The following is a 19,228-nucleotide window of genomic DNA, read 5'->3' on the forward strand; positions in this document are numbered from 1 at the left end:
GAGGAGGGGCCAACTCTTGGAACGGGGTTCGATTTGAGTTACGTGGAGCTGCTCACCCACGCCGGCCAGGTGGACTATTCCGCTTGGGCGAGCACCGATACGCTGGCGTCCGCCATCGATCTGACCGCTCGGAAGAAGAGCAAGGGCAAGGGCGGCGGATTCGGTCTTTTCGGCATCATCTGCTGCGTGCTCGTGGTGGTCGTGATCGTGGCTGTCATCCTGCTCGCGCGCAAGAAGAAGAGCGACAACAACTCCCAGGGTCAGTTCCCGCAGCCCGGCCAGCCACCGCAGGGTGGTTATCCTCCGCAGGGCGGTTATCCACAGCAGGGCGGTTACCCCCAGCAAGGTGGATATCCGCAGCAAGGTGGTTACCCACAACAGGGTGGATATCCCTCGGACCCGAACTACCCCAACCCCCCGCAGGGCGGTCAGCCACCGTACCCGCCCTCCGGGCAGTAACTCCACCAGCACAAGGGCCCGGTTCGCCACCACTGTCTCGGCGAGCCGGGCCCTGCGCTTTCGGCGAAACCTCCGGGTCCGGTTCGACCGCGGCCCGGCACCGCGACCTCGACTGACGATCCGCCGGGCCGATGCGGCAGAGTGGACCCGTGCAATTGATACTCGTTCGCCATGGCCAGCCGCTCCGGGTCGACAATGCCGAGCGGGCGGCCGACCCCGGCCTGGCGCCCATCGGGGTGGAGCAGGCCGAACGGGTGCCGGCCGCCCTGGAACCCCATCGCATCGTCCGGGTGATCAGCAGCCCGCAACGCCGGGCCCGGGAAACCGCCGCGCCGACTGCCGCGAAGCTGGGCCTGAACGTGGACATCATGGACGATCTGGCCGAATACGACCGGGAATTACCGACGTATATCCCGATCGAGGACGCCAAGGTGGAATTCCGGGACGCCTACGACCGGATCAAGGCCGGCCATCTGCCACCGCAAATCGACCCCGACGCCTTCCGCCACCGGGTGCACGACGCCGTCACCGAGATCGCCTCCACCACGCCCGCGGCCGATACAGTGGTGGTCTTCGCGCACGGCGGCGTCATCAACATCACCCTGCAGGACATCCTCGGTCTGGCCCGGCCGCTGACCTTCCCGATCGACTACTGCTCGATCACCCGGATCCTGTTCTCTCGTACCGGTCGCCGCACCGCGGCGACCGTGAACGAGAACGGACACGTCTGGGAATTGCTCCCGCGTAATATCTCCGGCTGATCAGGCCATATCGGAGATCCAGTTGTGCATCCAGGACAGCGCGGTCTGGCCGCCGCCGACCTTGTAGCTGCCGTAGGAGATATGCGACTCGGACTTGTAGAAGGTGTCGAGGTCCTTGACCCGCTTCTCGTTGGCGCCCTCGGTGAGCTGTGCCTGCAGCGTCGGCAGACCGCCGTTGGCCATCAGATCGCTGACGATTGCGCCGACTTCCATCTGGTAGCGCCAGATATTGGCGGGGTTGGCGTCGGAGCTCTGCGCGAGGAAACCGGCGAACCGGGTGATGAAATCATCGGACGCGGTGGCGCAGTAGAGATCGTCGGGGATGCACACCGTGCGGGTGCGGTCGCTGACCCAGCCGAATCCGCCGACCCGGGGACCACCGGCGCCGGCGCCCGGTGCGGGCGGGCCGACCTGGACATCGCCGGGGGCACGTCGCGGATCGGAGATGAGGCCGACGCCGGCGATACGTTCCGGTCGGATCGGGCCCAGTCCGGTGCCGATCTCGGCGGCGAGATCACCGGCGGCGTCGGCACCCTGGCTGTAACCCACGATCGCGACCTTGGTGGCGCCACAGCGCTCGGCCATATTCGTGATCAGACCGCGCGCGTTGCTCACGGCCTCGTTCTTGGAGTCGGCGTAGATATCGCCTTCCCACGGGAAAGCGGTAGCCGCATAAGTGACGTAGTCGACCTCGGCCGATGACGGTAGGCCGTTGGTCACCCTCGCGAGCATCCCCGGGGTGGGACGCTTGTCGTGGCCGGTTTCCCAGGTCCCGGGAATCGCCACTACATACAGACTCGGGCATCCGGGATCGGCCGAAGCCGCCGACCCTCCGAAAGCCAATCCCGACGCAACGACCGCGCAGGCGCCCAGCGCCGCGGCAACCCTTTTGAACTGCATTCTGCTCCAGTCAACCCTGGCCCCTGATCGGGACACTCCCGTTTAAGTCATCGCCAAGATGCTGAACCCGGCCGATGACACCGATGTGTGTAACAGGTGAACAACAACCTCGCGTCACAATTACACGATCGGATCACAATCTCGTACCGGGACACACCGGAAATAACAATAGAGCGACGATCTTGGTATCGCCAGCCCAGTCCCCATTCCGACCTCCGGAGATGCGCGGAGGGCGCGATTCATCGGAGGACAGGAGCGCCGATTCCTCCCGAACCCCGAACAAAACGGCGCGGTGTTCCCGGAAATTTACCGGGAACACCGCGCCGTAAGGTATTCGATTGTGCCGCGGAGCCGCCGACTCAGCGGTTCATCGCCGCCGCATCGGAATCAGCGCTGGGCGACAGCGGTCGGCGGAATCGGCGCGGGAAGCGCGGTCTCACCCTCCAGGTACTTGTCGACCGCCGACGCGGCGGCCCGCCCCTCGGCGATCGCCCAGACGATCAGGGACTGACCGCGCCCCATATCGCCGGCGACGAAGACACCGGGAATATTGGTGGCCCAGTTCTTGTCCCGCTGCACATTGCCGCGCTGGTCGTAGCCGACGCCGAGATCGGTGAGCAGACCCGGCTTGTCCGGACCGACGAAGCCCATGGCCAGCAGCACCAGATCCGCCTCCAGGGTGAAATCGGTGCCCTCGACCTTCTCGAACCGGCCGTTGACCATTTTGACCTCGTGCGCTTCGAGCCCGGTGACCTTGCCGTCCGCGCCGACGAAACGTTCGGTGTTCACCGAGAACACCCGTTCGCCGCCTTCTTCGTGCGCCGAGGACACCCGGTACATCAGCGGGTAGGTCGGCCACGGGGTCGAGCCGGCGCGCTCCTCCGGCGGCCGCGGCATGATCTCGAACTGGTGCACGCTGGCCGCGCCGTGCCGGTGCGAAGTGCCGAGGCAGTCGGCGCCGGTATCGCCACCGCCGATGATGACGACCTTCTTACCGTGCGCGTGGATCGGCGGCAGGCCGTTGCCGTCGGTCACCGGGTCGCCGTGCTGCACCCGGTTGGACCAGGGCAGGAACTCCATGGCCTGATGGATACCGTCGAGCTCGCGACCCGGGATGGGCAGGTCACGGGCCTGGGTGGCGCCACCGGCGAGGACCACCGCGTCGAACCGCTCGCGCAGTTCGTCGGCGGTGATATCGACACCGACGTTCACGCCGGCCTTGAAGATGGTGCCCTCGGCCTCCATCTGCGCCAGCCGGCGATCGATGAACCGCTTCTCCATCTTGAATTCCGGAATGCCGTACCGCATCAGACCGCCGATACGGTCGGCCCGCTCGAAAACGGTGACGGTGTGCCCGGCCCGGGTGAGCTGCTGCGCGGCGGCCAGGCCCGCGGGGCCGGACCCCACGACCGCGACCTTCTTGCCGGTGAGGCGGGTCGCGTAGACCGGGGTCACCCAACCCTCGTCGAAGGCGTTCTCGATGATCTCGACCTCGACCTGCTTGATGGTCACCGGATCCTGGTTGATCCCGAGCACGCAGGATGCCTCACACGGCGCCGGGCAGAGCCGCCCGGTGAACTCCGGGAAGTTGTTGGTCGCGTGCAGGCGGTCGATGCCCTCCCGCCACCGGTCCTGGTAGACCAGGTCGTTCCATTCGGGGATCAGGTTCCCCAGCGGACAGCCGTTGTGACAGAACGGGATACCGCAGTCCATACAGCGGCTCGCCTGCCGCTGCAGGGTCTGATGTGGGAAACCCTCCTGGTAGACCTCTTTCCAGTCCATCAACCGCAACGGCACCGGACGGCGTTCGGGCAGCTCCCGGGACGTGTGCTTCATAAATCCTTGGGTGTCACCCATGAGCGGCCCCCGAATAGTCACAGCGCCTCGTCGACGCCACCTGCGGAATTGTCTTACTAGCCACGAGCGGCCTCCATGATCGCCTCGTCGACGTCCTTACCGCTCTTCTCGGCTTCGGAGATGGCGAGCAACACCTTCTTGTACTCGCGCGGCATGACCTTTACAAAGTGGTTGACCTGCTGCGACCAGTCGCCCAGGATCCGTTCGGCCACCGCCGAGCCGGTCTGCTCGCGGTGCTGGCCGATGATGTCGCGCAGCCAGGTGAAATCGTCACCGGACAGCGCTTCGACGGCCTCGGCCTGTTCCGGGTTGACCCGGCCGGCGAAGGTGCCGTCGGGGTCGTAGACGAACGCCAGGCCACCGGACATACCGGCGCCGAAGTTGCGTCCGGTATCGCCCAGGATGACGACCCGCCCGCCGGTCATGTACTCACAGGCGTGGTCACCGACACCCTCGACCACCGCGGTGGCACCGGAGTTGCGCACGGCGAACCGTTCGCCGACCACACCGCCGATGAAAGCCTGGCCGCTGGTCGCGCCGAACAGGATCACGTTGCCGGCGATGATGTTCTCCTCGGCCCGGAAATCGGCCGGGGCGTTGGGCGCCGTGCGTACCACCAGGTGGCCGCCCGAAAGGCCCTTGCCGACATAGTCGTTCGCGTCACCCTGCACCCGCAGGGTGATACCGGCCGGGACGAACGCGCCGAAGCTGTTACCGGCCGACCCGGTGAGGGTGATGTCGATGGTGTCGTCGGGCAGACCCGCGCCACCGTAGAGCTTGGTCACCTCGTGGCCGAGCATGGTGCCGACCGTCCGGTTCACGTTCGTGATCTTGGTATCGATCCGGACCGGTTTGCCGAATTCGAGCGCGTCGCGGCTCTGCGCGATCAGCTCGTTGTCCAGCGCCTTGTCCAGGCCGTGATCCTGCTCCTTGGTCCGGCGGCGATCCTGGAACATGAATGCCGTCTCGACATCGTCGAGGATGGGCGACAGGTCCAGCTTGCTCGCCTTCCAGTGCCGCTTGGCCTTAGCGGTGTCGAGCAGATCGACCCGGCCGATGGCTTCGTCCAGGGTGCGGAACCCGAGTTCCGCCAGCAGTTCCCGGACTTCCTCGGCGATATACATGAAGAAGTTCACGACGAACTCCGCCTTGCCGGTGAAACGTTCGCGCAGCACCGGGTTCTGGGTGGCCACACCCACCGGGCAGGTGTCCAGGTGGCAGACCCGCATCATGATGCAGCCCGAGACCACCAGCGGCGCGGTCGCGAAACCGTATTCCTCGGCACCCAGCAGGGCCGCGATCATCACATCGCGGCCGGTCTTCATCTGACCGTCGACCTGCACCACGATCCGGTCGCGCAGACCGTTGAGCAGCAGGGTCTGCTGGGTTTCGGCCAAGCCGAGCTCCCAGGGGCCACCGGCGTGCTTGAGCGAGGTGAGCGGGGAGGCACCGGTCCCGCCGTCGTGGCCGGAGATGAGCACCACATCGGCGTGCGCCTTGGACACACCCGCCGCGACCGTGCCGACACCGGGCTCGGCGACCAGCTTCACGTGGATCCGCGCCTGCGGATTCGCGTTCTTCAGATCGTGGATGAGCTGCGCCAGATCCTCGATGGAGTAGATATCGTGGTGCGGCGGCGGTGAGATCAGGCCGACACCCGGGGTGGAGTGGCGGACCTCGGCGACCCACGGGTACACCTTGTGCGCGGGCAGCTGGCCGCCCTCGCCCGGCTTCGCGCCCTGAGCCATCTTTATCTGGATATCGGTGCAGTTGGTCAGATAGTGCGCGGTCACGCCGAAGCGGCCCGAGGCCACCTGTTTGATCGCGCTGCGCCGCCAGTCACCGTTGTCCTCCGGTTCGAACCGGGCCGGCGATTCGCCGCCCTCACCAGAGTTGGAACGCCCACCGATCCGGTTCATCGCGATGGCCAGGGTTTCGTGGGCCTCGGCCGAGATGGAGCCGTAGCTCATGGCGCCGGTGGAGAAGCGCTTCACGATATCGGCGGCGGGCTCGACCTCCTCGATCGGAATCGGGGAGCGCGCGCCCTTCTTGAACTTGAACAGGCCGCGCAGTGAGGCCAGCCGCTCGGACTGGTCGTCGACCAGCTTGGTGTACTCCTTGAAGATCGAGTACTGCCCGCTGCGGGTGGCATGCTGCAGCTTGAAGACCGTGTCCGGATTGAACAGGTGGTATTCGCCCTCACGGCGCCACTGGTACTCACCGCCGACCTCGAGCTCGCGGTGCGCGCGCTCGTTACGGTTCTCCAGGAAGGCGACCGCGTGCCGGGCCGCCACATCGGCGGCGATCTCGTCCAGGCCGATACCGTCCAGGTGCGAGCGCAGACCGGTGAAGTACTCGTCCACCAGCTCCTGCGACAGGCCGATCACCTGGAACAGCTGCGCGCCGTTGTAGGAAGCGACGGTGGAGATGCCCATCTTGGACATCACCTTCAGCACACCCTTGCTCGCGGCCTTGTTGTAGTTCGCGACAGCCTTGCGGTAGTCGGCCGGGAGGTCGCCGGTGCTGCCGGGTACCTCGAGGGCGCCCCGCTCGAGCATGTCCTCGATCGATTCGAAGGCCATGTACGGGTTGATCGCCGCGGCACCGAAACCGACCAGCGTGGCCATATGGTGCACCTCGCGGGCGTCACCTGCCTCGACCACCAGGCCGACCATGGTGCGAGTGCGCTCGCGGACGAGGTGGTGGTGCACCGACGCGGTGAGCAGCAGCGACGGGATCGGCGCGAGCTTCTCGTTGGATTCGCGGTCGGACAGCACGATGATCCGGGCGCCACCGTCGATGGCCGCCGAGACCTGGGTGTTGATCGCGTTCAGCGCACGGCGCAGGCCCTCGCCGCCGGCCGCGACCTCGTACAGGCCGCGTACGACCACCGAGCGCAGGCCGGGCTGGCTGCCGTCGTCGTTGATATGGACCAGTTTCGCCAGTTCGTCGTTGTCGATGATCGGCTGCTGGATGACGATCTGGCGACACGACTCCGGACTGGGGTGCATCAGATCGGATTCCGGGCCGATATGGCGGCGCAGGCTGGTGACCACCTCTTCGCGGATGGCGTCCAGCGGCGGGTTGGTGACCTGCGCGAACTGCTGGGAGAAGTAGTCGAACAGCAGTCGCGGCCGCGCCGAGAGCACGGCGATCGGGGTATCGGTGCCCATCGAACCCAGCGCCTCGGCGCCGGTCCGGGCCATGGGCGAGACCAGCAGATTCAGTTCTTCGAGGCTGTACCCGAAGATCTGCTGCCGGATCAGCACCCGATCGTGCGACATATGGACATGCGGCCGGTCCGGGAGATCGGAGAGGTGCTTGATGCCCTCGTCGAGCCATTCCCGGTACGGGTGTTCGGCGGCGAGTGTGGACTTGATCTCGTCGTCGCCGACGATCCGGCCCTGGGCGGTGTCGACCAAGAACATGCGACCGGGCTGCAGGCGGATCTTGCGGACGACCTTGGACTGGTCGATATCGAGAACGCCGACCTCGGAGGCCATGACCACCAGGCCGTCATCGGTGACCCAGATCCGGCTCGGGCGCAGCCCGTTGCGGTCCAGGACAGCGCCGATAACGGTGCCGTCGGTGAAGCACACCGATGCGGGACCGTCCCACGGCTCCATCAGCATCGAGTGGTACTCGTAGAACGCCCGGCGTTCGGCGTCCATGTTGTCGTTGCGTTCCCAGGCCTCGGGAATCATCATCAGCACCGCGTGCGGCAGGGTGCGGCCACCGAGGTGCAGCAGCTCCAGCACCTCGTCGAAGCGGGCGGTATCGCTGGCTCCGGGGGTACAGACCGGGAAGATCTTCTCCAGCCGGTTCTTTCCGGCCGAATCCTTGCCGAAGATATCCGAACGCAGCAGCGCCTCACGCGCGCGCATCCAATTCTCGTTACCGGCGACGGTGTTGATCTCACCGTTGTGCGCCACCCGGCGGAACGGGTGGGCCAGCGGCCAGGACGGGAAGGTGTTGGTGGAGAACCGGGAGTGCACGATGCCCAGGGCGCTCTCCACCCGGTCGTCCTGCAGATCCAGGTAGAAGGCCCGCAGCTGCGGGGTGGTGAACATGCCCTTGTAGACGAAGGTCTGACCGGACAGGCTCGGGAAATAGACCGACTCCCGGCCAACCGCACCCTCACCCGCACCCGCGCGGCCGAGCTCGTGCTCGACCCGCTTGCGTACGACATAGGCGCGCCGCTCGAGATCCATCCCGGAGAGCGGCTGGGCCGTATCGGCGGGAGAGGCGATGAACAGCTGCCGGAAAAGCGGCATGGCATCACGCGAGAGCGCGCCGAGCGACGATTCGTCGATCGGGACCTCACGCCAGCCCAGTACCGCCAGGCCCTCTTCCTTGACGATCTTCTCGACGCCGTAGCAGGCGCGCGCGGCCTCGCGGCGGGCCTGGGGCAGGAAAGCGATACCGGTGGCGTAGGAGCCCTCCGCCGGCAGGTCGAAATCGACGACTGCCCGGAAGAACCGGTCGGGTACCTGGATGAGGATGCCCGCGCCGTCGCCGGAGTTCGGCTCGGCGCCCGCGGCACCGCGGTGCTCCAGATTCAACAGGGCCGTAATAGCCTTGTCGACGATGTCACGGCTGCGGCGGCCGTGCATATCACCGACGAACGCGACACCGCAGGCGTCGTGTTCGTTCGCCGGGTCGTAGAGCCCGATGGGTCCGGGGGACCTGTGGCCAGGTAGTTGCGTCATGCCTCTGCCTTCGAAAAAGTCGACCTCGACGTGGTGCGGCCTGTGGTGAGTACGCCCTGTCGAACGCCGGTACTGTCGAACGCTCCCTGCTTGGACTGCGTTCGTACGTTGGCCGACACCAGCCGCGCTGATGGTGTTCGGCGTGCAGTCACGTCTGAAGTTTTTTCACCTGTCGCTGTGCGCAGGTGCCCGCCGGTAACGAAACGCTTACGCGTTCGGAACTCGGGAGCGGGATTTCGCCCGCTAGGCTGGCCTGATCGGTGGTCGCCCGAGCATGCCCTCGGCCGGACATTGGTATGTGCGGCGTAAGAGCAAACGATAAGCCAGGTCCAGGACCCAACCAACCAAGGTTGCCCTAATAATCGGATCTAGCTGGGCTTCTTCAATCGTTCCTCCACATATGCGCGTTTTCTAGTGTAAAGCAGCATTCGGGGGCGAATCGATCCCGGATCCACCCTCCGAACAGCGGCGATCCGTCGGCTCCGAGCCTTTCCCGATGCCACGCCGCATCCACCGAACCCACGCTCACCTGCATCGAAGATGAATTCCCGGCGACGCCGGAAGGCAAACCCATCAGCCTGCGGCTAACTGTTGCGCACCCGGATGAGATGTTCGTGACAGCGTCGTGACAAGCACAGAACATGATCCGACCGTCCGGACTGTTTTTGCCTTCAGCACCCCCAGCACATGATCAGCAAACCGCGTATCGAGTGGTTTACAACACACTTTTCCGGCACGATTGCGCACCGTTCCCATTGCGGCAGCGCGGGTTTCGGCGTTGCCACCGAAGCGCCCGGAGTACGGTCGCGGGGCCTCCGTGGAATGCTGATCGACACCTCTTGTGAAGATCCCCACACCCGATCGCCAAGGGTCGATGGACAGGCGTGCGGCCTGTCACGCTGAGACAACGAATCGATGACAGCTGCAGAGGATATGAGCCCCATGAGCGTCACCGGCATACTCATCTGGCTCGGCGGCGGACAGCCCGCCGAAACCGCCGACGGCTACGAGCGCACCGGCTACCTCGTCACCGGCGCGGGCGTGGCGCTGTTCGCGCTCGTCGCGGGCGCGGTCACTGCCACCGCCATGGGCGCGGCCGATCAACCCCCCGCCGCGGTCGCGGCGATCGGGCTGGCGGCGGGAGTCCTCGCGGGCCTGCTCGGCCGGGCATTGGCCGGGGCCGAAACGACAGCCCGTCCCGACCGGCCCGCCGGAACCGTCAACCTCCCGGCCGTCGCCGCCCGGGTCGGCAGCGCCGTCCTGGCCGGCGTGGTGGTGGCCGAGATGGCTGTCACCGTGCTGTTCGGCGGCACCGTGGACCGGATCCTGGACGATCGCGCGGCGGACGCGGTCGCCCTCGCACCGGCGGTCCGTACCGCCCAGGACGAACTCGACCGTGCCGTCGCCGACCGCACGGCGCTGGACGCAACCATCGCGTCGGCCACCACGGATATCGACAACGCCCTGATCATCGCGCGATGTGAGTTCAATCCGACCGCTCAGTGCCCGCAAACCAAGATCACCGGAGTGCCCGGCCGCGGGCCGGAGGCGCAGACGGCCAACGAGATGCTCGACGACGCCCGCACCGCGTTGGACGCCGCGCAGCAGCGCGTCGCCCCGCTCGACCAGCACGTAACCGACACCCGCCTGGCCCTGCACAACGCGCGGGCGGCGGTCGCCGATGGTGACCGCGGGTTCGGAGCTCGATGGTCGGCGATACACGAGTACACCACCGGCCAGATGGGGGCATCGGCGCTGCGTCTGCTCACCTGGGCGGTCTTCGCGCTGCTCGCACTGCTGCCACTGGTTCTGCGCTGGTGGCGCGGTGAGACCGCGCAGGAGCGACGCCGAGCCGCCGAGGCCGTCCGCGACCGCGCCGAACGCGCCGCCGACGCGGCGATCGCCGAGAAAGCCGCCTCGGTCCGGGCCGATACCGCCGCCGTCCGGGCCGAACAGCAGCTCACCGCGGCCAAGCTGGAGGCCGAAGCCGACACCACTATCGATCGGGAACGGCAGCGCACCCGGGTCATCGCCGCACTCGGCGGGTTGGAGATCGGCGTCACCGAACGCGACCCGGAATCCGCCGCGCTGCCACCGGCCCGGGACAACGCGTTGCCGCCCGGCGAACCTGATCTACCGGTACCGCTCGGTAAGGAGATCGCGATCCGGCAGCCCGCGGGTCTGGAACTTCCGTTGATCGGCACCATCCCGTTCACCGATACCGCCGCCCGCTGGATTCGTCCGCTCGTCCCGGATTTCGTCAGCTCGGCCATCGATACCGCCATCGATACCGCGAGTCAGCCGCTGCGTACCGCTCGCCATGTGCTCACCGAGGCCGAAGAGATCACCTTCACCCTGCGCCGGGTACGAAAAGTCACTGTGGACAGCGATATCGACGGTCCCCGATCGATTCGACACCCATCCACCGGCCACCGCGACGATATGGTGGACGCCGAGATCACCCTGGACTCCGACGCCATCGTCTCCGCCACGACCCACCTGGAACCGGCGACGACGGCCGCGCTGCCCACGGGCAGCGTGGCGGCGGAGTCCGGCCCCCGCGAGCTGCCTCCGGGCAGCTGATCACCGCGTAACGCGTTCCGGCCGCACATCGCGGCACCGCGACCCGCCACACCGGTCAGGTGTGCTTCCGTATTCGCGGCCGTGCGCGCGCTTCGGATGGGCTTGGCCCGACTGCGGCCATTAGACTCGGCCGCGTGCAGCCTGCCGCTGATACGGCCGGTTCCGTCGGGGCGGGAAAACATCCGGAAGAACGACCCCAGATTGCGACGGTACCGATCCGCCCGCTGAGTTTCCGGGAGCTGCTCGACGTGCCTTTCGCCCTGATGCAGGCCGATATCCGGATACTCGCGGGCTGTGCTGCGGTGCTGCTGGTGGCCGGTGAACTGGTGGTGGCCGGTTCGATCGGGCTGGTCTCCCACCTCACCGGAGGTTCGGATACGGGGACCGCCCTCGCCGCGCTGTTCGCGACGCTCGCCGCCGCATGGTTCGTCCGGTTCACCCTGCGCGGTGTCACGGTCGCCGCGGGCCTGGCCCGGGCCGCCCGGAGACCGATCGGACTGCGGGAGAGCCTGCGCCGGACCGTCACGCGGCTGGGCCCGCTACTGATCACCCAGCTGTCGTTCACCGCGATCGGGGTCGCCGTGCTCAGTATCAGCGCGCTGCTCTTCCCGCTCACCTACCTCGGTGGTCTGCTCTGGTTCCTGGTCACCTACCCGTGCTGTCTGCTCTGGCTCGCATGGCTGCGGGCACGTCATCTCGCGGCCGTGCCGGTGCTGTTCGCCGAGGGGGCCGGTGCCGGCGCGGCGCTGACGCGGTCGGGACTGCTGGTAGGGAACATGCGCATGCGGCGAGCCGGACTGCGGATCTGCCAGCACCTGCTGTTCGCACTGCTCACGGCACCGCTGCTGGGCCTCGTGCTCTTCGTCGCTGATATCTCCGGGACCCACCGGTGGGCATTCCTCGTACTGGTCACTACCACCGGACTACTCCTGGCCGCGTTCGCCGAGGTCGTGGAATCCAGTGCCCGAGTGGTCGGCTACCTGGATCTGCGCTGCCGCCGTGAGGGCGCCGATATCCGGATCCCCACCGCCAGCGGAGGTCGACGGTGACCGATCCCGATCGGACCGTCCCGGAGCAACCCGGGCTGGATGCCGCCGCGGTACACGGGAGCGCCGCCGAACGGGCCGCCGCGCACGGCGATTTCGATACCGCGCTGCGCGAGCGTTTCCGGGCGGTGCTGCGCGGCATGGAACAGCGAGGACTGCTCGAGGTACGCCGGTCGCGCACGGCCCGGGAGACTTCGCATGAGGCGTCGGCGAGCCTGCCCACCGCACACTCCGGCGAACTCCCCGCCGCCGCGCAGGCTTTCGACGAGGTCGTCTACGGCGGCCGTTCCGCGAGCGAGGACGAATACCGCCGCCTGACGCAGGCCGACCGGTTCTCCGCGGCGGCACCGCCTCCGGCGCCCGAGCCGGTCGATATCGAATCCGCCCGGCGCAGATCGCGGTCGCGACGCGAGTCCGGGGAATGGGCCACGATCCTGCGCGACCCCCGGTTCTGGGGCGGAGTCGCCGCGCTGGCCCTGATCCTGCTGGTGCTGTACGCGGTACTGCAGGGCTGCAGCGGCCCCAGTGCGCCGCGTCCACCGGACGCGCCGCCGATGAACCCACCACCCGACGGTGATTACGACCCCGACCTCCCCCGGCCCACAGGCGGCGATTCCATCTTCGACCGCAGTCCGGACCGGCTCGCCTTCGGCGGGCTCCAGTTCCTGATCGCCGGAGCCCTGCTGGTGTGGTGGCGGGCGCGGCGCCGGGGCACAGTGGTGGGCGAACCCCGGCCGGTGGAGGTCGCGGCGGATGAACTGCTGTCGGGTCAGGCGGGTCTCTACCGCCGGTCCGGCGATTACGCGCATATCGCGGGTGTGTTGCGCGCCGCGACCGTGCGCAGACTGCGTCGCTCTCTCGGCGCCGGAGCCGCCCCGGAAGAACTGACAGCGGCGGTCGCCGCGCGTATCGGCGCCGATCCGGGCACTGTCGGTGCGGCACTGTACGGTCCGGTGCCCGACGCGCAGACCTTGGAACTCGTTGCCGCGCAACTCGAATGGATCGAAGCGGAGGTCGGATGACCAGCATTGACACCGGTAAGGCAGCCGCGGGAAATCCCGCGGCTCCTACCTCGGCCGAGGCAGCCGCGGCGTTCGCGGCGTTGCGCGCCGAGATCGGCAAGGCGGTGGTGGGTAACGACACAGCCGTCATGTATCTCGTACTGGCGTTGCTGTGCCGCGGCCATGTCCTGCTCGAGGGGGTCCCGGGCGTGGCGAAGACGCTGCTGGTCCGTGCCCTCGCCACCGCACTCGACCTGCGGCACAGCCGGGTGCAGTTCACCCCCGACCTGATGCCGGCCGATGTCACCGGTTCACAGATCTACGATCCGCATTCGGCCGAGTTCACCTTCCGCGACGGTCCGGTGTTCACCAATCTGCTGCTGGCCGACGAGATCAATCGCACCCCACCGAAAACCCAGTCGGCGCTGCTGGAATCGATGGAGGAGCGGCAGGTTTCGGTCGACGGTCGCCCCCGGCCGCTGCCCGATCCCTTCGTCGTGATCGCCACCCAGAACCCCATCGAACAGGAAGGCACCTACCCGCTGCCCGAGGCGCAGCTGGACCGGTTCCTGTTCAAGGTCGATATCCACCTCCCGGACCGTGACGACGAATTCCGCGTACTACAGCGGCATGCCGAAGGTTTCGATCCCCGCGACCTCGCCGCGGCGGGGTTGCGGCCAGTGGCCGGTCCCGCGCATATCGCGGCGGCCCGGTCCGCGATCGCCGGGATCACCGTCCGTCCGGAGGTGCTGGCCTATATCGTCGATCTGTGCCGCGCCACCCGGGCCGCTGCGGCCGTCCAGCACGGCGCGTCCACCCGCGGCGCCACCGCGCTCATGTCCGCTGCCCGCGCCCTGGCCTGGTTGAACGGACGTGGTTTCGTCACACCCGACGATGTGAAAACGGTTGCCGTGGCGGCCCTGCGGCACCGGCTGCAACTGCGCCCGGAAGCAGAACTGGACGGGGTCACCGGGGAACAGGTCATGGCGTCACTGCTGCACTCGATCCCGGTCCCGGTGTAGGCCGTGGTCGTCACCGGCCGGTTGGTCGCCGTCGCTGCCGCGGCGGCGGCGGCGGTCGCGCTACTGGCCCCGTCCTGGATCGGCGTCCTGGCGGCCACCGTGCTGATCCTCGTGCTCGCCGTGACCGATCGGCTGCTGGCGGCCCGCCCCGACGAGGTCGCATTGCACCGCCCGGAGTTGTCGGTACTGCGCCTCGGCGCGAGCGTCGAGGTCGAGTTGTCGGTGACCGATACCGGGCAACGGAGGCTGCGGGGCCTGATCTGGGACGACTGGCCCGCCAGCGCCGGGGCCACCGAGCGCGAACATCGCATATCCGTGCCCGTGTCCGGTCGGATCCGTTTGTACACCACCCTCACTCCCGCCTACCGCGGCGACCGCGCCGCCGGCCCGGTGACGCTGCGCCTGTTCGGGCCGCTCGGTCTGGCCGGTCATCAGTTCCACCGCACCGTCCCCGCCCGGGTCCGGGCCCTCCCGCCGTTCCGCAGCGAGCGGTTGCTCGCCGCCAAAGTGAAACGGCTGCAACATCTGGAGGGCCGCAACCTGGCCGATCTACGCGGTCAGGGCACCGAATTCGATTCGTTCCGCGAGTACGTGCCGGGCGACGACGTCCGCACCATCGACTGGCGGGCCACCGCGCGAGCCACCGATGTACTCGTCCGCACCTGGCGCCCGGAACGCAACCGGCAGGTGCTCATGCTCCTCGATACCGGCCGGATCAGCGCGGGCCGGGTCGGCGAGGGCACCCGGCTCGAAACGGCGATCGAGGCGGCGCTGTTGCTCGGCAGTCTGGCCGCGGCCGGCGGCGATATGGTCGGCCTGCTCGCCTACGACCGGGAGGTGCGCGCCGAGGTACGTACCGGTATCGGCCGCGGGATCCAGCCCAAGCTCATGCACGCCCTGGCGGGGGTCACGCCCGCGCTGGTCGATACCGACGCCGAGGGATTGGTCCGGGCCGCGATCCAGCGTGCCCGCCGGCGCGGTCTCATCGTCTGGTTCACCAGCCTGGATGGTGCCGCGGTGACCGAGAACCTGCTGCCGGTGCTGCCCGTTCTCGCCGAACGGCACCGCGTGCTGATCGTCTCGGTGACCGATCCGGGTATTGCCGCAGCAGCAGCCGAGCGCGGCAACCTGGCGGAGCTGTACCGGGCCGCCGCCGCCGAGTCCAGGATCGCCGAGCAGGCGGTACTGCAGGAGTCGCTGCGCCGGCGGGGGATCGCGGTGGTGGCCGCGGCCGGAGCGGATCTGCCCGCGGCCCTGGCGGACGAATACCTGGAACTCAAACAGTCCGGCGCACTCTGACTCCGCCGCGGCAGCCTCAGCGTGTGGCAGCGAATGAGACAGGTGGGAAAGCGAGCGGCCACGAAGGCGGGGGCGCCGGGAGCGCGCGCCGCTGACGCTCGGCGATAACACTGCCCAGGATCTGCACGGGCGGATAACCGGCCGGAGGGGCGACCCGCAATCGAGCGCACACCGCGGCGACGAGCGCGCCACCGAGTTCGTACTGCGCGGCCGGGGTCAACGCGTTGATCCGCGTCAGATATTGCCGCACGGCCAGGGCCAGATCCTCCGGAAGGTCTGTGAGATCCAGTTCGGCCGACCAGCCGGTCAGCCAAGCCGGTGGCACGGCCAGCGCGGGCACCGAGAGCCGCTGCTGGATATGTACCACCACGGTCCCCGCGAGTACGTCGCCCACCCGGCGCGCATTCGGTGAGCATATCGAGCTCACCACGGCTATCACGCCGAAGAGCCCGAGCATCCAGAAATCCACGATCGCGCCGGTGAGGCCGCGGGTCAACGCGTGCCGGAAGTCCACCGGTCCACCGTCGGCGCGCACCACGCGCAACCCGAGGGCCAGTTTGCCCGGTGTGGCGCCGCGCAGCAGCGTCTCGAACGCGACCGGGTATCCGACGAGCACGGTGACCAGCGAAACCAGTGTCAGGGTGGTGGACCACGGGCTGGAGTCGTTTCCACCGAGCAGCAGCAGCACACCGGTGAACAACGCGGTCCCCAGCACGGCCTGCAGCATCAGGTCGAGCACGAACGCCGCCGCACGGGTCGGGATGCGGGCGACCGGTAGCTCGATCGCCACGGCTTCGCCCGTCGTGAATTCGGCCATATCGCATAGCATTCTTCCACGGCGACCGGTTTCCGACCCGGTAGTCGGTGGCGCGGGGTCCGGGCACCCATCAGAGCGCCGAGCACGAGCCACGGCTGTCGTCGCGCTCGGGAGATCCTCGGCGGGCGCCGGCGCTGCGAACGCGACGACGGTACAGGCGGGAGCGGGAGGCGAGCCCATGGACGTGGACGCATACAGCGCGAGGCACCGGCCCACCTGGGCCAGATTGGATACGTTGTCGCGCAAGCGCACACTCACCGGCGCAGAGGCCGACGAACTGGTGCTGCTGTACCGGCGTACCTCTCAGCAGCTGGCCCGGTTACAGACCCACAGTCCCGAGCCCGAACTGGTGGCCGGACTCAGCGCGGTGATCGCCCGTGCTCGCGGCAAGATCGTCGGCAGCGCGCCGAACACGTGGACCGAGATCATCCGGTTCTTCACCCACGGCTTCCCCGGCGCGGTGTACCGCGTCCTCGGGTGGTGGTTGGGCGTCGCCGTGGCGTTCCTGGGTGTCGCGGCCGGGTTCGCGACCTGGATCACCTACGACCCGTCGGCTCGCGAAACTCTTGGGCTCCAAGGGAACACCGGTGCGCTCACCGCGCCGGGCGGGGCCTTCGAGACCTATTACACCGAGCATTCCAACGACGCTTTCGCCGCATTGGTCTGGACCAACAATGCCTGGGTATCCGCACTGGCCCTGTTCCTGGGCGTGCTCATCGTGCCCGTGGTCTACCTGCTCTTCATGAATGCCCTGAATATCGGCATAACAGCGGGTTTGATGGCCGAGGCCGGACGGCTGGACTCGTTCTTCGGTTTCCTGCTTCCGCACGGAATGCTGGAGTTGACAGCCATTTTCATCGCGGGCGGCGCCGGACTGAAACTCGGCTGGACCCTCATCGATCCGGGCCGGCTGAGCCGCGCCGAGGCCGTCGCCCGTCAAGGACGTATTACCGCCGCGATAGCACTCGGCCTGGTCCCTACGCTGCTGGTGGCGGGGCTTTTGGAGGGATTCGTGACCCCGAGCGCCCTAGCCGCCCCGGCCCGGATCGCGATCGGACTGCTCGCCGAATCAGCCTTTCTCGCCTATATCCTCATCGCCGGACGACGGGCCACACGCCCGACAGGCCCGACAACAGCGGTAGCCGAGGTCTCGTATCTCGCGCGGTAACGGATAGACAACCTCGAGCACACAGCGCTCGAGCCCAGTTTGTGAGATGACAGCAACGCGAATTGGATGACCTGCGTGAATTCCCCCATTGAATTCCGCTGGCCGCAGCGAGTCGCCGCTCTAGCTGCGGCCAGCGTTACCGTCGACTCTACACAATCGTTACCCCTACGCAACCCGTTGCGGCTGAGGTCACAGGTATGTGTCGAGGTTGAGCAAACATCCAGAAACCCCCCGGTTGGACCTCTCTCAGCTAACTTTCAGCAGGCACCCGCAGACTTGCAACGGTGCTTTCATTTGCAAGTACATTTGGTTTTTACTGGTCACGGACATATCCGTAACCGTGGTTACGTGCAATCGGTGCCGGGTTCGCCGAGACGTTCGCCCGAACCCCCGTTAACTCGACCGTCCCAACGGCTACCAGCGCATTCGCGCGCCGTTAACACGGTTGCCGGACAGGCGATCGAACCGAAAAATACCCAGAGTTTGTTTATTGCGGACAAACCTGCCGCACCCCCCGAACAACAGGCCCGGAGGCGCCTCGCGGTAGTTAACCAAGGTGGTTCCAAGACGTGAACTGGGTCACCGGCGGCGCCTACTGAGGCAAACCTCAGCACCGGCGCCGCAACCGGAAAGTTCTTGTGTGACCTTGGTCTCATTCAGGCATACCGAGAGTACGGTGAGCTGTTCGCGGTTCACTCCCCCGTCGAGAAGGACCCCGCGAGACCTGGCCGAACGTGCTCTGGCACAGCTCACTCCGGGACGACAGAAGAAAAAGGGCCGCAATGGGGGTCACGCTCGGCGTGGCCCCATTGCGGCCCGGGATATATCGTCGGAGATCACATGAGCGCGCCGCCATCGACCCGGATCTCGGTACCGGTGATGTAGCGGCCGTCATCGGAACCCACCATCGCGACCACCCCGGCGATATCCTCCGGATTCCCCAGTGCGCCACCGTTGAGCCATCCGGTCAGCCGGGCGAACAGGGTCCAGTCCGCATCCTCGGGCTGTTCGGTGATGGATTCGGTGGTGATCCCGCTCGTGATCCCGGCGGGGACGATATTGACCGCCCGCAATCCCTGCTTCGCGTACTCCAGGCCGATCGCGTGGGTGAAGGAGGCCACACCGCCCTTCGACGCGGCGTAGGCGGCCAGATAGGGGGCCGCCTGGAAGGCCGAGGTCGACGACAGGTTGATCACCACACCCCGGCCGGATTCCAGCAGCGGTGGCAGCAGCGCCTGGGTCATCAGAAACGTACCTGTGAGATTCACGGTGATAACCCGGTTCCACTCGTCGAGCGGCATCTCGTGCGTCCGGGCCGGTTTCAGGATGCCCGCGCAGTTGACCAGCACGTCCAGCCCACCCAAATCCCGCAGCGCGGCATCGGCGGCCGCGCGCACGGATTCGATATCGGCGATGTTCACGACGACTGTGCTGAGTCGGTCGGCCGCGTCGCCGGCCTTTTCCACCGTGCCGGCCAGACCTGGTTCGTTGATATCGGCGGCGACGAGGTGGGCTCCCTCGTCCAGCAGCCGCAGGGCCACACCCCGGCCGATTCCCGAACCCGCACCTGTCACCAGCACTCGACGGCCTTCATATCTCCGCATGG

The 19,228-nt window shown here is 67.4% G+C and carries 13 protein-coding genes; 8 read left to right on the plus strand and 5 right to left on the minus strand.

Going from position 1 to position 19,228, the window contains the following annotated elements:
• Positions 1-33: 33 nt before the first annotated feature.
• Positions 34-459, plus strand: coding sequence for a hypothetical protein (locus IEY68_RS22415; protein WP_156426168.1), 426 nt, complete (start codon positions 34-36; stop codon positions 457-459).
• Between the two features lie 149 nt (positions 460-608).
• Positions 609-1,220 (plus strand): histidine phosphatase family protein, encoded by a 612-nt coding sequence (locus IEY68_RS22420; RefSeq protein ID WP_058854870.1) that lies wholly within the window; start codon positions 609-611, stop codon positions 1,218-1,220.
• Here IEY68_RS22420 and IEY68_RS22425 read toward each other — a convergent pair whose 3' ends face one another.
• From IEY68_RS22425 to gltB, 3 genes are all read right to left on the minus strand, one after another.
• Positions 1,221-2,120: a cutinase family protein gene (locus IEY68_RS22425; RefSeq protein WP_058854826.1), complete on the minus strand. Its 900-nt coding sequence runs from the start codon at positions 2,118-2,120 to the stop codon at positions 1,221-1,223. It lies immediately after the preceding gene.
• Positions 2,121-2,507: 387 nt separating this feature from the next.
• A complete protein-coding gene (locus IEY68_RS22430; RefSeq protein ID WP_058854827.1) occupies positions 2,508-3,977 on the minus strand; it encodes a glutamate synthase subunit beta in 1,470 nt (489 codons plus the stop codon).
• A 56-nt stretch (positions 3,978-4,033) separates the two neighbouring features.
• Positions 4,034-8,686, minus strand: coding sequence for a glutamate synthase large subunit (gene gltB / locus IEY68_RS22435; protein ID WP_058854828.1), 4,653 nt, complete (start codon positions 8,684-8,686; stop codon positions 4,034-4,036).
• A gap of 915 nt (positions 8,687-9,601) precedes the next feature.
• Between gltB and IEY68_RS22440 the strand changes: the two genes are divergently transcribed.
• The 5 genes from IEY68_RS22440 (at position 9,602) to IEY68_RS22460 (ending at position 15,637) form a co-directional block, all read left to right on the plus strand.
• Positions 9,602-11,269, plus strand: a complete 1,668-nt coding sequence (locus tag IEY68_RS22440; protein ID WP_229718925.1) for a DUF4407 domain-containing protein — start codon at positions 9,602-9,604, stop codon at positions 11,267-11,269.
• Between the two features lie 134 nt (positions 11,270-11,403).
• The gene (locus IEY68_RS22445; protein WP_082681337.1) at positions 11,404-12,318 is read left to right on the plus strand and encodes a hypothetical protein; all 915 of its coding nucleotides are present in this window, start codon (positions 11,404-11,406) and stop codon (positions 12,316-12,318) included.
• Entirely contained in the window at positions 12,315-13,337 is a 1,023-nt protein-coding gene (locus IEY68_RS22450; RefSeq protein ID WP_058854830.1) for a DUF4129 domain-containing protein, read from the plus strand. Before IEY68_RS22445 ends, IEY68_RS22450 begins: the two co-directional genes overlap by 4 nt.
• Positions 13,334-14,338, plus strand: a complete 1,005-nt coding sequence (locus IEY68_RS22455; protein WP_058854831.1) for an AAA family ATPase — start codon at positions 13,334-13,336, stop codon at positions 14,336-14,338. Before IEY68_RS22450 ends, IEY68_RS22455 begins: the two co-directional genes overlap by 4 nt.
• Positions 14,339-14,341: 3 nt before the next feature.
• Positions 14,342-15,637 (plus strand): DUF58 domain-containing protein, encoded by a 1,296-nt coding sequence (locus IEY68_RS22460; RefSeq protein ID WP_058854832.1) that lies wholly within the window; start codon positions 14,342-14,344, stop codon positions 15,635-15,637.
• 16 nt (positions 15,638-15,653) lie between these two features.
• Here the strand turns inward: IEY68_RS22460 and IEY68_RS22465 are convergent, their stop codons facing one another.
• A complete protein-coding gene (locus tag IEY68_RS22465) occupies positions 15,654-16,454 on the minus strand; it encodes an RDD family protein (RefSeq protein ID WP_058854872.1) in 801 nt (266 codons plus the stop codon).
• Positions 16,455-16,632: 178 nt separating this feature from the next.
• Here IEY68_RS22465 and IEY68_RS22470 point away from each other — a divergent pair, with 178 nt between their 5' ends.
• Complete coding sequence (locus IEY68_RS22470) at positions 16,633-17,622, plus strand: stage II sporulation protein M (RefSeq protein WP_058854833.1); 990 nt, start codon at positions 16,633-16,635, stop codon at positions 17,620-17,622.
• Positions 17,623-18,458: 836 nt separating this feature from the next.
• Here the strand turns inward: IEY68_RS22470 and IEY68_RS22475 are convergent.
• Positions 18,459-19,226 (minus strand): SDR family NAD(P)-dependent oxidoreductase, encoded by a 768-nt coding sequence (locus tag IEY68_RS22475; RefSeq protein ID WP_058854834.1) that lies wholly within the window; start codon positions 19,224-19,226, stop codon positions 18,459-18,461.
• Positions 19,227-19,228 lie beyond the last annotated feature (2 nt).

This window comes from Nocardia jinanensis (genome assembly GCF_014645735.1).
In the GTDB taxonomy this organism is placed as follows: domain Bacteria; phylum Actinomycetota; class Actinomycetes; order Mycobacteriales; family Mycobacteriaceae; genus Nocardia; species Nocardia jinanensis.